This is a genomic window from Nocardioides eburneus, from assembly GCF_040838215.1.
In the GTDB taxonomy this organism is placed as follows: Bacteria; Actinomycetota; Actinomycetes; order Propionibacteriales; family Nocardioidaceae; genus Nocardioides; species Nocardioides eburneus.
In genome coordinates this window covers 17,172-30,130 of the sequence record NZ_JBFPJR010000040.1, presented here as the reverse complement: position 1 = coordinate 30,130, position 12,959 = coordinate 17,172, and the positions used below count along the sequence as shown (strand labels likewise).

At 71.8% G+C, this 12,959-nt stretch carries 14 protein-coding genes; 7 read left to right on the top strand and 7 right to left on the bottom strand.

Going from position 1 to position 12,959, the window contains the following annotated elements; translation table 11 throughout:
* Positions 1 to 63 precede the first annotated feature (63 nt).
* Positions 64 to 867, bottom strand: a complete 804-nt coding sequence (locus AB3X52_RS17200) for an SDR family NAD(P)-dependent oxidoreductase (RefSeq protein ID WP_367995322.1) — start codon at positions 865 to 867, stop codon at positions 64 to 66.
* Between the two features lie 60 nt (positions 868 to 927).
* Here AB3X52_RS17200 and AB3X52_RS17195 point away from each other — a divergent pair, with 60 nt between their 5' ends.
* Together AB3X52_RS17195 and AB3X52_RS17190 are read left to right on the top strand one after the other, a co-directional pair.
* Positions 928 to 1,728 (top strand): ParA family protein, encoded by an 801-nt coding sequence (locus tag AB3X52_RS17195; RefSeq protein ID WP_367995321.1) that lies wholly within the window; start codon positions 928 to 930, stop codon positions 1,726 to 1,728.
* Positions 1,725 to 2,483: a L,D-transpeptidase gene (locus tag AB3X52_RS17190; protein WP_367995320.1), complete on the top strand. Its 759-nt coding sequence runs from the start codon at positions 1,725 to 1,727 to the stop codon at positions 2,481 to 2,483. Before AB3X52_RS17195 ends, AB3X52_RS17190 begins: the two co-directional genes overlap by 4 nt.
* 133 nt (positions 2,484 to 2,616) lie before the next feature.
* Here the strand turns inward: AB3X52_RS17190 and AB3X52_RS17185 are convergent, their stop codons facing one another.
* Positions 2,617 to 4,110, bottom strand: coding sequence for a DEAD/DEAH box helicase (locus tag AB3X52_RS17185; protein ID WP_367995319.1), 1,494 nt, complete (start codon positions 4,108 to 4,110; stop codon positions 2,617 to 2,619).
* Positions 4,111 to 4,288: 178 nt separating this feature from the next.
* On the opposite strand from AB3X52_RS17185, the gene AB3X52_RS17180 reads away from it, so the two are divergent.
* Entirely contained in the window at positions 4,289 to 5,011 is a 723-nt protein-coding gene (locus AB3X52_RS17180) for a ferritin-like fold-containing protein (RefSeq protein WP_367995318.1), read from the top strand.
* Positions 5,012 to 5,030: 19 nt separating this feature from the next.
* The gene (locus AB3X52_RS17175) at positions 5,031 to 6,224 is read left to right on the top strand and encodes a C39 family peptidase (protein ID WP_367995317.1); all 1,194 of its coding nucleotides are present in this window, start codon (positions 5,031 to 5,033) and stop codon (positions 6,222 to 6,224) included.
* Between the two features lie 76 nt (positions 6,225 to 6,300).
* On the opposite strand, the gene AB3X52_RS17170 is transcribed toward AB3X52_RS17175, so the two are convergent.
* The 3 genes from AB3X52_RS17170 to AB3X52_RS17160 form a co-directional block, all read right to left on the bottom strand.
* On the bottom strand, positions 6,301 to 6,597 hold the full coding sequence (locus tag AB3X52_RS17170; protein ID WP_367995316.1) for a hypothetical protein: 297 nt from the start codon (positions 6,595 to 6,597) through the stop codon (positions 6,301 to 6,303).
* A gap of 181 nt (positions 6,598 to 6,778) precedes the next feature.
* The gene (locus tag AB3X52_RS17165) at positions 6,779 to 7,000 is read right to left on the bottom strand and encodes a DUF3107 domain-containing protein (protein ID WP_367995315.1); all 222 of its coding nucleotides are present in this window, start codon (positions 6,998 to 7,000) and stop codon (positions 6,779 to 6,781) included.
* 54 nt (positions 7,001 to 7,054) lie between these two features.
* Complete coding sequence (locus AB3X52_RS17160; RefSeq protein WP_367995324.1) at positions 7,055 to 7,642, bottom strand: TetR/AcrR family transcriptional regulator; 588 nt, start codon at positions 7,640 to 7,642, stop codon at positions 7,055 to 7,057.
* Between the two features lie 221 nt (positions 7,643 to 7,863).
* On the opposite strand from AB3X52_RS17160, the gene moeZ reads away from it, so the two are divergent.
* The 3 genes from moeZ (at position 7,864) to AB3X52_RS17145 (ending at position 10,604) form a co-directional block, all read left to right on the top strand.
* Positions 7,864 to 9,111, top strand: coding sequence for an adenylyltransferase/sulfurtransferase MoeZ (gene moeZ / locus AB3X52_RS17155; protein WP_367995314.1), 1,248 nt, complete (start codon positions 7,864 to 7,866; stop codon positions 9,109 to 9,111).
* Between the two features lie 256 nt (positions 9,112 to 9,367).
* Positions 9,368 to 10,225, top strand: coding sequence for a S1 family serine peptidase (locus AB3X52_RS17150; protein WP_367995313.1), 858 nt, complete (start codon positions 9,368 to 9,370; stop codon positions 10,223 to 10,225).
* A gap of 43 nt (positions 10,226 to 10,268) precedes the next feature.
* On the top strand, positions 10,269 to 10,604 hold the full coding sequence (locus tag AB3X52_RS17145) for an MGMT family protein (RefSeq protein WP_367995312.1): 336 nt from the start codon (positions 10,269 to 10,271) through the stop codon (positions 10,602 to 10,604).
* A gap of 14 nt (positions 10,605 to 10,618) precedes the next feature.
* Here the strand turns inward: AB3X52_RS17145 and AB3X52_RS17140 are convergent, their stop codons facing one another.
* Both AB3X52_RS17140 and AB3X52_RS17135 read right to left on the bottom strand, forming a co-directional pair.
* Positions 10,619 to 11,287 carry a response regulator gene (locus AB3X52_RS17140; RefSeq protein WP_367995311.1) on the bottom strand — a complete coding sequence of 223 codons (669 nt, stop codon included), beginning with the start codon at positions 11,285 to 11,287 and terminating at the stop codon, positions 10,619 to 10,621.
* On the bottom strand, positions 11,284 to 12,903 hold the full coding sequence (locus tag AB3X52_RS17135; protein WP_367995310.1) for a sensor histidine kinase: 1,620 nt from the start codon (positions 12,901 to 12,903) through the stop codon (positions 11,284 to 11,286). The genes AB3X52_RS17140 and AB3X52_RS17135 overlap by 4 nt, the downstream gene beginning before the upstream one ends.
* Between the last annotated feature and the right edge of the window lie 56 nt (positions 12,904 to 12,959).

The window sequence follows — 12,959 nt, the reverse complement described above, 5'->3', positions numbered from 1 at the left end:
GTTCCGGTCGGTTACCTGCCGGTAGACCGACCGGAACGTCCCGGACTACGCCAGCAGGCTCGGCTACTTCCGCCCGAGCGACTGGAACCGCTGCAAGACCCGGGTCGGGACGGCTCGGGAGAGGGCGGCGATGGCCTTGTACTGCGGCGAGGGAATCGAGAAGACCTTCCCCTTGTCGTAGTCCGCCAGGGCCTCGGCGACGAGCCGGTCGACGTCGAGCCAGAGGAAGTCCGGCGCGGAGTCGCGACCGACCCCCATCCGTTCGTGGAACTCCGTCTTGGTGAAGCCCGGGAGAAGGGCCATCACGGTGACGCCCTGCGGCGCGTACTCGTGGTGGGCCCACTCGGTGAAGCTGTTGATCCACGCCTTGGCGGCGCTGTAGGTCCCGCGCGGGAGGTACGACGCCACGCTGCCGACGTTGACGACGCCGCCGTGGCCACGGGCGGTCTGCGCGGTGAGCGCGGCGTGGGCAAGCCGCAGCGGTGCGATGACGAGGACCTCCGTCATCGCCGTCTCCTCGTCGGCGGTGTTGTCCAGGAATCGCTTCTTGAGGCCGAAGCCGGCGTTGTTGACGAGCAGGTCGACGGGGCGCTCGGGGTCGGCGATCCGGGCCTCGACCCGGGCCAGGGCCGGGCGGTCCGTCAGGTCCGCCGGGAGGAGCTCGACCGCGACGGCGTACGACGCCTGCAGCTCCCGCGCGACCGAGGCCAGCCGCTCCTCGTCGCGGGCGACGAGGACCAGGTCGTGACCCCGCGCGGCGAGCTGGCGGGCGAAGGCGCGGCCGATGCCGGCGGTGGCGCCGGTGACGAGAGCGGTGCCGGCCCGGCCGGTGGGCCGGGCGGTGGGCTGGTCCTCAGGCTGAGACATGTGCCCGAGTCTGGCACCTCATTCCCAGATACCGGCGGTCGGTCGGGCATGATGGCCCTGATGACCACCACGCTCGCGGTCGCCAACCAGAAGGGTGGCGTCGCCAAGACCACGTCCGTCGCGTCCCTCGGCGCGGCCCTGGCCGAGCTGGGGCATTCCGTGTTACTGGTCGACCTCGACCCGCAGGCCTGCCTGACCTTCTCCCTCGGCATCGACCCCGAGGACCTCGACGTCTCCGTCCATCAGGTGCTGACCCAGGGCGTCGAGGTCGATGAGGTGATCCTCGAGACCGACGACGGTGTCGACCTGCTCCCGGCCACGATCGAGCTCGCCCGGGCCGAGGCCGACCTGCTGACCCGGACCGGGCGCGAGCACGTGGTGAGGTCGACGCTGGAGGACCTGGGTGACTACGACTGGATCCTCCTGGACTGCCCGCCCTCGCTCGGGGTCCTGACCGTGGCCGCGCTCACCGCGGCCGACGGCGTGCTCGTGCCGCTCCAGTGCGAGACCCTCTCTCACCGCGGTGTCGGGCAGCTGCTCGACACCGTCCACGACGTCCGCCGCTTCACCAACAAGCGGCTCGAGGTGTGGGGCGTGCTGCCGACGCTCTTCGACGGCCGGACCAACCACTCCCGCACCGTGCTCGAGACGATCTCGCAGACCTACGACCTCGAGGTCGTCGAGCCGCCGATCCCGAAGACCATCAAGTTCGCCGAGGCGCCCGCGGCCGGCCGGTCCATCCTCGCCACCTCGCGCTCCAGCAAGGGTGCCCAGGCCTACCGTGAGGTGGCGACCAACCTGGTCCAGCGCGCGGCCCGGCCGCGTGCGACGTCCGGCAAGGCGCGGAAGGGCTCCCGGTGAGCAAGCACCGCGCCGAGGTGAAGCCCCGCTGGGGCCGCATCTGTCTGTCCACCGCTGCGGGCCTGGTCGTCCTCGTCGCGCTGCTCGGCGCCGTCGGCCTCTTCCACGGCAGCGGGCACGGCGGGACGGCCTACGATCCGGCGGCCCGGGTCGCCGGGGCTGCCGCCGAGCCGTCGGCCACCGCGAGCACGCCGAGCGGAGCACCGGCGGAGTCGGGCTCTGGCATGGCGTCGTACGACGCCGGCGACGGCGCCTCCGCGGCGCCCGCGTCGCCGTCGACGTCCGCCGGGGAGACGCCCACAAAGGGCGCGAGCGGGACGCCGGCGCAGGCCCGGACGATCGACACCGACACAGCGTTGCCCGCCGACTCGGGCGAAGGCCGCCGTGCGGTGTTCTCGATGAGCCGCCAGCGGGTGTGGATCGTCGACGACGGCGACGACGTCGAGCGGACCTACCTCGTCTCCGGCAGCGTCACCGACAACCTCCAGCCCGGCACGTACGCCGTCTACTCCCGCTCCGAGAACGCCTGGGGCGTCGACGACTCCGGCACGATGAAGTGGTTCGTCCGCTTCGCACACGGCCCGAACGCCGCCATCGGCTTCCACGACATTCCCGTCAAGGACGGGCAGCCGCTGCAGACCCTGCGCCAGCTCGGCACTCCGCAGTCCCACGGCTGCATCCGGCAGAAGGAGGCCGACGCCCTCGCGATGTGGGACTTCGCCCAGATCGGCACGAAGGTCGTCGTCACCGCCTGACAGCCGATCGTGCGAGCCGCCGCGAAGCTGGACCCGCGCTGATCCACGCAGCAGCAGCCCGCGTTCGACACAGCGGCCCCCGACCGTCAGGTCGGGGGCCGCTGTGGATGTCGTGTCGGTGCGAGGTGAGACCTCAGGCCTCGGCGCTGACCTGCGAGCTCTCGCCCGCCGATCCCGAAACGTTCGAGCCCGAGCCGCTCGAGCGGCGCCGCCGACGGCGGTTGCGCGACGGCTTCTTCTCGCCCTCGGAGGAGTCGGTGGCGGGCGCGTCGGGGCCCGTGCTGCCGGCAGTCGACTCCGCGACGACCTCTCCACCCCGCGAGCGCGTGCGGGTGCGCGAGCGGTTGCGGCTACGAGCCGGACGCTCGCCCTTCTCGGACCGCTCGCCCTTCTCCTCGGCCGGTCGAGCGGGGCGCTCGGCCTTGATCCGGCCCTTGGTCCCCTTCGGGATGCCCATGTCGTGGAAGAAGTGCTCCGAGGAGGAGTAGGTCTCGACCGGCTCGTCGAACGGCAGGTCGAGGGCCTTGTTGATCATCTTCCACTTGTGGAGGTCGGCCCAGTCGACGAGCGTGACGGCGATGCCGGACGCGCCCGCGCGGCCGGTGCGGCCGATGCGGTGGACGTAGGTCTTCTCGTCGTCCGGCGTCGTGTAGTTGATCACGTGGGAGACACCCGTGACGTCGATGCCGCGGGCCGCGACGTCGGTGGCGACCAGGACCTGCACCTTGCCCTCACGGAACCGCTGCATCACCTTCTCGCGGGCGGCCTGCTGCATGTCGCCGTGGAGCGGCGCGGCCGAGAACCCGCGGTCGGCGAGGTCGTCGGCCACCCGCTGGGCCTGCCGCTTGGTGCGGGCGAAGACCACGACCTTGTCGACGTCCTCGGCCTGCAGGATGCGGCCGATCATCTCCGGCTTGTCCAGGTCGTGGGCCTGGTAGACGAACTGCGCGGTCGCCGGCACCGTCGCGTTCTCATACGACGACTCGGCGCGGATGTTCATCGGGTGGCGCATGTGGGTGCGGGCGAGCGCCACGATCGCGCCGGGCATCGTCGCGGAGAACAGCATCGTCTGGCGGGTCTCGGGGGTGAGCCGGAGCAGCTTCTCGACGTCAGGCAGGAAGCCGAGGTCGAGCATCTCGTCGGCCTCGTCGAGGACGAGGGCGTGGACATGGGAGAGATCGAGGACCTTGCGGTTGGCCAGGTCGATGAGGCGGCCCGGCGTACCGACCACGATGTCGACGCCGGCCTCGAGGGCCTCCAGTTGGGGCTCGTAGCCGACCCCGCCGTACACGGTGAGGACGCGGAGCCCGCGGTCCGCGGAGGCGAGCGTGACGTCGCTGGAGACCTGGAGCGCGAGCTCACGGGTCGGAGCGACGATCAGGGCCTGCGGCTTGCCCTGCGGGATCTCGGCGTAGTCGGGGTCCTTGGGCGCGATGCTGCGCTGGATGACCGGGATGCCGAAGGCGAGGGTCTTGCCGGTGCCGGTACGGGCCTGGCCGATCAGGTCGGTGCCCATGAGGGCGACGGAGAGGGTCATCTCCTGGATGGCGAACGGGGTGGTGATCCCCTTGCGCTCGAGCGCGTCACAGATCTCGGGGTGGACCCCGAGCTCACGGAAGGTGGGCATGGTGTCTTGTTGTCGCTTTCCTCGTGCGGCGAGCAGCTCAGCCAGTAGGGAAGCGCAACGCCGCGCACATACGGTCGGTCCCGGTGGCGCGGACATGGAGTCGATCCGGGCCGCACAGCCACTGGGCGAGACTCCCGGGCGGAATCTTCGGAACCCATTCTATCGGTAGGGTGCTCCCGTGGTTGCATCGCAGGGATCTGACGCCGCCCTTCCGTCCTCGTCGTCCCCGGGGCGGCCGTTCGACGACCCGGTCTACCGGGCCGCGGTCATCGACCTCCTGGGCGCGGTCGGGTACGGCGAGATCTCCGCCTTCGAGCGGCTGACGGCCGACGGTCGGATGGCGCCGACGCTGGAGGACAAGGTCGCGCTCCAGGGCATGGCCAGCGCGCAGTACCTCAAGATCGGGCCGATCGTCACCCGGCTGGGTGAGCTCGGCGTCGAGGCGTACGCCGTCATGGAGCCGTTCCGCGAGGCGTTCGACTCCTTCCACGCCCACACCGCGCCGGCGGACTGGTGGGAGTCGCTGGTCAAGGCGTACGTCGGCGACGGGCTCGCCAACGACTTCTATCGTGAGATCGCCGGCTTCCTCGACACGGATACGCGCGACCTGGTGCTCTCGACCCTCGAGGACACCGGCCGGTCCGAGTTCGTCGTCGGCCGCGTCCGTCGCGGCATCGAGGTCGAGCCGCGGATCGGGGGCCGGCTCGCGCTGTGGGGCCGGCGCCTGATGGGCGAGGCGGTCACCCAGGCGCAGCACGTCGCGGCGGAGCGGGAGGGGATCGCCGAGCTGCTCGGTGGCGGTCGTGTGGAGGGTCTCGACCTCGGCACGGTCGCCGACATGTTCACCCGGATCACTCACCGTCACATCGAGCGGATGGGGCGGCTCGGTCTCGCCCACTGAGCCGCGGATCCCCGCCGACGTGCCCGTCCTCTTCCGGGCCTGGTCCACTCGGTCGGACCCGGGGCGCCCCGGCTTCGACGAGGGCACCGCGCGCGGCACACAGGTGCGGCGAGGAGCGCTCACGATCGGCCGGCCGGTCGGTGCGGTGAGCTACATCGACCCGTTCGGCGACGGCTCGCCGGCGTCCTACGACCACGCGAGCTGGCTCTCCCCGTGGGTGCCGACGCCGTTCGGGGCCGCCGAGGTGGTCGCGTCCTGGAATGCGACGACGCCGGTAGGGACGTGGGTGCAGGTCGAGGTGCGCGGGGCGACGACGGCCGGCGACGAGACCGGGTGGTATGTCCTCGGTCGCTGGGCGTCGTACGACGACGGGTTCCACCGCACGTCCGTGGCTGGGCAGGCCGACGATCACGGCAGCGTCCGCACCGACACGCTCGTCAGCCGGGACGGCCGCGCGTTCGGGAGCTACCAGCTCCGGCTGACGCTGTGCCGCCTCGCCGGGACGAGGGCGGCGCCCACGGTGACGCTGCTCGGGGCGATGGCCTCGGCGGGGTCGGGGGAGCGCCCGGTCGACCTCACGCCCGGTGTGGCCGTCGGACGTGTGCTCGACGTGCCGGCGTACTCCCAGGAGATCCACCGTGGTGAGTACCCGCCGTGGGACGGCGGGGGAGAGGCGTGGTGCAGCCCCGCCTCGACGGCGATGGTGCTCGACCACTGGGGTCGGGGTCCCGGCCGTGAGGAGACGTCCTGGGTCGACCCGGCGTACGCCGATCCGCAGGTCGACCACGCCGCTCGTCAGGTCTACGACCACGCCTACGGCGGCACCGGGAACTGGTCGTTCAATGTGGCGTACGCCGGCTCGCGCGGGCTCACGGCGTTCGTGACGCGCCTGCGCTCACTGGGCGAGGCGGAGCGGTTCATCGCCCGCGGCGTGCCGCTCGTCCTCTCGGTGTCGTTCCGCGCGGACGAGCTCGACGGCGCGGGGTATGCGACCGCCGGCCATCTGATGGTCCTCGTCGGGTTCGACCGCCGTGGCGACCCAGTGCTGAACGACCCGGCGTCCCACCGGGTGGCGAGCAACGACGAGGTCCGCGTGACCTTCGACCGGGCGCAGCTCGAGCGCGCCTGGGCGCGCTCGAACCGCACCGTCTATGTGATCGTTCCGCCAGAGGTGGCGCTGCCCGAGCCGTCGGCGCAGGCGCCCCGCTGGTGATCCTCACCGGCCGCGGCACGACAGCGGCCCCCGTCCGGATCGGACGAGGGCCGCTGTCAGCGGACGACGGACTCGGTCAGGCGCGCTTGTTGCGGCCGGTGACGAAGGAGGCGGCCATCACCGCGAGGACCGCGACAACGACCTGCCACAGGTGGCGCCACCAGTCGATGCCCTTGGTCATGTTGTCCCACTTGTCGGTGGGGCTGTCCTTGAAGATGGCGTAGTAGAGCGTGTTGCCGACGAGCATCCCGATGATGCCGCACACGACGGTGAGCCAGAACGGGATGTTGTCACGGTTGCCCGGAGCCAGGAACTTCCCGAGAGACCCGATGATCACACCCCCGACCAGGGTGACGATGATCGTCCAGAGCATGGCGCTTCCCTTCCGATGTGGTCAGTGGAACGGGCGTAGCGCCCCTCCCATGCTGATCTTCCACCCGGAGGGACGGAAATGCACGGACCCCGTGACGTGAGTCAGGCAGGGAAAGCGAATACAGAGGCGAGCGGACGGCGCCGATCACGTCGTCCGCTCGGCCGAGCCCACGGGGCCAGGCTCAGCCGTGGAAGCCGACCTGGCCGAGCGTGCGCGCGCCGATCTCGACGTAGGTGATCTTCTCGCCGGGGACGAAGACCTTGCGGCCCTTCTGGTCGGTGAGGGTGAGCAGGCTGGAGCCGGTCACGGCGTCGGCGACGAGCTTCTCGACGTTCTCGGCGCTCTCGTCGGTCTCGACGACCAGCTCGCGGGTGGCGTACTGCACGCCGATCTTGACCTCCACGGGTCCTCCTTGGTTCTTGGTGAGACGGATGGGTGCTGACCTGCGGGGCGCGGGTCAGTGCTCGTCGGTCTTGGGGTAGCCGGCGATGCCGCGCCAGGCGAGCCCGCCGACGAACGACGCGGCGGCGTCCTTGTCCATGCGGCGCTGGCTGTCGAGCCAGAACCGGGAGGAGACCTCCGCCATTCCGACCAGGCTGACGGCCAGCAGCAGCGCGGCCGGCTCCGGCAGCTTCGTGTCGGCCGCGATGACCTCGGCGATCGCCTCGGTGCACTCGTTGGTGACCCGGTCGACCTGCTCGCGGACCGCCGGGTCGTTGGTGAGGTCGGACTCGAAGACGAGGCGGTAGGCGCCCGACTCACTGGCGACGTAGTCGTAGAACGCGTGGACGGTGCGCGCCACGCGCTCCTTGTTGTCCTGCGTGGAGGCGAGCGCCTCGCGCACCTTGGTGATCATGGCGTCGCAGGACTGCTCGAGCAGCGCGAGATAGAGCTCGAGCTTGCCGGGGAAGTGCTGGTAGAGCACGGGCTTGGACACGCCCGCGCGCTCGGCGATGTCGTCCATGGCAGCGGCGTGGTAGCCCTGGGCCACGAAGACCTCCAGCGCGGAGTCGAGGAGTTGGGCGCGACGCTCCACTCGGGGCATGCGCGCTCCGCGCGGACGAGAGGAGGCCTCGACGTCGTACTGCTCGCTGGTCACACCGGAAGACTACTGGCTAGTCACCGCCTCCCGGATGTCGGGACGCGGTCGGAGCGTGTTGGCTCGGCGGGGGAACATGGAGGGGTGACCTGGTGTTGGTGCCAGTGTTGCGCCAGCGCCCGACCGGCCTCACCGCCGGTCACCCGAGTCCGATCCGAGGAGCAGTTGTGTCCCTTCCACCGCTCGTGGAGCCTGCTGACGAGCTCAGCATCGACGAGGTTCGCCGCTACAGCCGGCACCTGATCATTCCCGACGTGGGCATGGCCGGTCAGAAGCGGCTCAAGAACGCGAAGGTGCTGGTCATCGGTGCCGGCGGCCTGGGCAGCCCGGCGCTGCTCTACCTGGCCGCGGCCGGCGTCGGCACCCTCGGCATCGTGGAGTTCGACGAGGTCGACGAGTCCAACCTGCAGCGGCAGGTCATCCACGGCCAGTCCGACATCGGCCGCCCCAAGGCGGAGTCGGCGCGTGACTCGATCGCCGAGATCAACCCGTACGTCGAGGTCGTGCTGCACAACGAGCGGCTCGACAACGACAACGTCGAGCGGATCTTCCGCGGCTACGACCTGATCGTCGACGGGACCGACAACTTCGCGACCCGCTACATGGTCAACGACGCGGCGTACTTCCTCGGGATCCCCTACATCTGGGGCTCGATCTACCGCTTCGACGGCCAGGCCTCGGTCTTCGCCGCTGGTCTCCGCAACTCCGACAACGCCGAGCTCGCCGCGGCCGCGGCCGACGCGCCGTGCTACCGCTGCCTCTACCCGGAGCCGCCGCCGCCGGGCATGGTCCCCTCGTGCGCGGAGGGCGGCGTCCTCGGCGTGCTCTGCGCGTCGATCGGCGCGATCCAGGGCACCGAGGCGATCAAGACGCTGACCGGCATCGGCGAGCCGCTGGTCGGCAAGCTGATGATCTACGACGCCCTCGAGATGGAGTACCGCAAGCTCAAGGTCCGCCGCGACCCCAACTGCGCGCTCTGCGGCGACCACCCGACGGTCAGCAGCCTGATCGACTACGACTCCTTCTGCGGCGCCGTCTCGATCGAGGCCGCCGACGCCGCCGCCGGCGCGACGATCTCGGTCGTGCAGCTCGAGCACATGCTCAAGGAGCGTGCCGAGGGTAGCAAGGACTTCGTCCTCGTCGACGTGCGCGAGCCCAACGAGTACGAGATCAACAAGATCCCCGGCTCGGTGCTCATCCCCAAGGGCGAGTTCCTCAACGGCAACGCCTTCGACCAGCTCGGCGAGCTGACCGGCAACGGCTCCAAGCAGCTCGTGCTGCACTGCAAGTCGGGCGTCCGTTCGGCGGAGGCGCTCGCCATCGCCAAGGGCGCGGGCTACGCCGACGCCGTCCACGTCGGTGGCGGCGTCGTCGCCTGGGTCAACCAGATCGACCCGTCCCAGCCGTCGTACTGAGTTGAATTTGCGCGCCTCGCGCTCAGGCCCTAGGGGGCCTTCGTGGCTTCGCGCGCGTGTTGGACGGGCGCGTCTGGCGCTCAGGCCCTAGGGGGCCTTTGTGGCTTCGCGCGCGTGTGGAATTTGCGCGTCTCGCGCACGGGCTGACACAGGGGCCGCACCTCCGGGTGCGGCCCCTGTTGCCGTCCAGGGGTAACCCACGTCACAGCGCGTCGTTGGACCTCCATCGGTGTCATCGCTCCCGGGAGGCAAGTCCATGAAGCTCCGCACCCTGTTCGTCGTCCTCGCTGCGGCGTTGCTCGCGGCCGTCACGCTCACGGCGTCACCCGCCGGAGCCGCGCCGAGATGGGCGGACGCGTCGACGGCCACGATCCACCCCGGCGTGATGATGTACACCGCGGGTGCCCAGTGCACGGCCAACTTCGTCTTCACCGACGGCGCCGGCGACGTCTACGTCGGGTACGCCGCCCACTGTGCCGGCACCGGCTCGTCCACCGACACCAACGGCTGCGCGACCGACTCCCTTCCGCTCGGAACGGCGGTGACGTTCAACGAGGGCGGCAGCCTGCTGGACGAGGGCACCGTGGTGGGACACGGGACGCTGGCGTACTCCTCCTGGCTCGCCATGAAGAAGAAGGGCACCACCGACGCCAACACGTGTGCCTACAACGACCTCGCCCTGGTGAAGGTGGACGCGGCCGACGTCGGGAAGGTCAACCCGAGCGTGCCGTTCTGGGGCGGTCCCACCGGGATCGACACCGACGGCACCAAGGCCGGTGACCGGGTCTACACCTACGGCAACTCCAGCCTGCGCGCCGGCATCTCGGCGCTCTCGCCCCACACCGGCATCAGCCTGGGCGACGACAGCGCCGACGGCGGCTGGTCGCACCCGCTCTACACCGTCAGCCCCGGCATCCCCGGCGACTCCGGCTCCGGCTTCCTCAGCGCCGACGGCAAGGCGGTCGGCGTGCTCTCCACGCTCGGCCTCGCGCCGCTGCCGCTGTCCAACAACATCGGTGACCTCGGCAAGGAGCTCGCCTGGGCGCAGGCCAACTCCGGCATCTCCGGTCTCGAGCTGGTCAAGGGCACCGAGCCGTTCAGCCCCATCCTCTAGAACCCGCGCGGCGGTGCGGGGTCGGTGCCCCTAGGTTGGGGCCATGGCCGACACCCGCACCGCCGACTACGTCGAGGCGGTCCTCGCCCTGGTCGAGCGGATCCCGCGCGGCCGCGCCACGACGTACGGCGCCCTGGCGGACGCGCTCTTCGACGAGTACGGCGGCGGGCCCCGTCAGGTCGGCTCGGTGATGGCGCGCCACGGGGGACCGGTGCCGTGGTGGCGGGTCGTGCGCGCCGACGGCACGCTTCCGCCCTCCCACCAGGGGGAGGCCCGGCAGGCCTACCTCGAGGAGGGCACGCCGCTGCGGCCCTCAGGAGCGATCGACCTGCGCCGCGCGCTCTGGCTGCCGGCGGAGCTGCCGGCGGAGGGGCGCTGACCTCGGCGGGAGCCTCAGGAGCCGCCGAGCCAGGCGTACTCGTGCTCGGGCCGCCCGGTCGTGCCGTAGCGCAGGCGCAGCTCGACCCGGCCCGCACGGGCGAGGTCGGAGAGATAGCGCTGAGCGGTGGCCCGCGAGATCCCGACAGTGTCGGCGACGCCGACGGCCGTCAGCGGACGACGGGCGTCGCGCAGCGCCGCGACGACCGCGTCGGCGGTGACCGACGAGCGTCCCTTGGGGAGCGCGGCCACCGGGTGGTCGCCCTCGTGGAGCACGGCGAGGGCTCGGTCGACCGCCTCCTGGTCCAGCGCCCCCGCGTGGCCGAGCTGACCCCAGAAGCGGGCGAACGCGGCCAGTCGCTCAGCGAGCACCTGGTGGCCGAACGGCTTGAGGACGACGTTGAGGGCGCCGCGGGCGACCGCGCGGCGTACGGCGGCGGCGTCGCTATCGGCGGTGATCATGATGACCGCGGCCTCCATCTCCCGCAGGATGGCGGACCCGCGCCGGTCGGGGAGGTACTCGTCGAGGAGGACCAGGTCGGGCCTCAGCGCGGCGGCCGCGGCGAGGGCGTCCTCGGCCGTATGGGCGAGCCCGACCACCTCGAAGCCCGGAACGCGCTCGACCATCGCCGCGTGCAGCCGGGCCACCCGGAAGTCGTCGTCGACCACGAGGACGCCGATCACGGGGCAGCCCCCTCGACCCGGATCGTCCCGGCCACGACGCCGGCCATCCGGGCCTCGAAGACCGCGCCACCGTCGGGCCCTCCGGCGTCGAGGAGTCGTACGTCGCCGCCGTGCCGCCGGGCGGTGTGGCGGGCGAGCGAGAGCCCGAGCCCATGGGCGTCGGCTCCGCCGGCGCGGGTCGTGACGCCGTGGCCGAACACCGACTCGGCGAGTGCGGGCGGGACGCCGTCCCCGCTGTCGGCCACGTGGACGAGGAGGTCGGCGCCGTCCGACAGAAGCGTCACCTCGACCCGCGGCGGTCGGTCGCCCGCGGCCGCGGCGCGGATGGCGTTGTCGAGCAGGTTGGCGAGCACGGTCACGACATCGAGCGGGGAGGTGAGCGTGCCGGCGACGTAGGTCGACGGGCTGATCTCGAGCCGGACGCCGGCCTCGGACGCCACAGCGGCCTTGGCGGCGAGCAGCCCGGCGAGGTAGGAGTCGTCGACCCCGGGCACCCAGGTGGCGGCGTACTGGAGCTCCTCGAGGTAGTCCTTGGCCCGGTCGAGCCGGCCGAGATGGAGCATCCCGCCGAGCGCGTGGAGCCGGTTGCGGTGCTCGTGCGCCTGGGCGCGCAGCGCATCGGTCAGCGCGCGGGTCGCCTCGAGCTCGCGCGCCGCCTCGTCGAGGTCCGAGCGGTCGCGCAGGGTGAGCACGGTGCCGAGACTGCGGCCGTCGCGCTCGACCGCCAGCCGATGGGCCACCACGACGCGCTCGCCGAGGACCACGGCGGTGCCCGCGGGCGCCGGCTCCTGCTCGAGCAGCGTGCGGACGGACGCCGGCACGCCCGCCTCCTGCGGGGTCTGGCCGCGCTCGGGATCGACGCCGAGCAGCCGGGCGGCCTCGGGGTTGGCGACGGTCACCAGGCCGCGCGTGTCCACGGCGAGGATGCCGTCCCGGACGCCGCCGAGCACGGCGGCATGCTCCCGCAGGAGGTCCGCCATCTCCTCGGGTTGCAGCCCGAGCGTCGTACGCCGCAGTCGACGGCCGAGCGTCACGGCGCCGATCACCCCGACCGCCAGGGCGCCGACGCCGATCAGGCTGAGGACGAGGACGAGGTCCCAGGTGCGGGCGTTGACGGCGTTCATGGAGATGCCGACGCTGACCTCGCCCACGACCCGGCCGCGCGCGTCGCGCAGCGGCACCTTCCCGCGCGCAGAGATCCCGAGCGTCCCGCGCTGGACGACGACCACCTCGCGGCCCGCGAGCGCGGCGTCCGGACTCGTGCTGACGACCTTGCCGATGTTGGCGGGGTTCGTGTGGCTGTAGCGGACGCCGTGGACGTCGGTGACCACCACGTAGAGCGCGCCCGTCGCGCGGCGTACCGCCTCGGCGGCCCGCTGCACCGGCCCGTCGGAGGTCGGGCGCGAGGCCGTCACGTCGGTTGCGAGCCCGGGCTGCTGCGCCACGCTCCGCGCGATGGCGAGGGCGCGCTGCTCGTACTCCTGCTGCAGGTCACGGTGGAGCAGCTCGGCGGCGCCGCCCAGCAGCAGGAGTACGACGGCGAGCAGGAGCGCCACCAGCAGGGCGACCCCCTGGGTGCTCAGCGCCCAGCGCCGCGCGTGTGACGACCGTGACACTTCGTCAGTCTAGAGCCGCGACACCCGATGAGCAGAACGCGCAGAACGCCACTTGT

Bases quoted from the DNA above. Each gene is read 5' to 3' on its own strand.
- AB3X52_RS17200 (WP_367995322.1), bottom strand. From the start codon at position 867: ATGTCTCAGCCTGAGGACCAGCCCACCGCCCGGCCCACCGGCCGGGCC.
- AB3X52_RS17195 (WP_367995321.1), top strand. From the start codon at position 928: ATGACCACCACGCTCGCGGTCGCCAACCAGAAGGGTGGCGTCGCCAAG.
- AB3X52_RS17185 (WP_367995319.1), bottom strand. From the start codon at position 4,110: ATGCCCACCTTCCGTGAGCTCGGGGTCCACCCCGAGATCTGTGACGCG.
- AB3X52_RS17170 (WP_367995316.1), bottom strand. From the start codon at position 6,597: ATGCTCTGGACGATCATCGTCACCCTGGTCGGGGGTGTGATCATCGGG.
- AB3X52_RS17160 (WP_367995324.1), bottom strand. From the start codon at position 7,642: ATGCCCCGAGTGGAGCGTCGCGCCCAACTCCTCGACTCCGCGCTGGAG.
- AB3X52_RS17150 (WP_367995313.1), top strand. From the start codon at position 9,368: ATGAAGCTCCGCACCCTGTTCGTCGTCCTCGCTGCGGCGTTGCTCGCG.
- AB3X52_RS17145 (WP_367995312.1), top strand. From the start codon at position 10,269: ATGGCCGACACCCGCACCGCCGACTACGTCGAGGCGGTCCTCGCCCTG.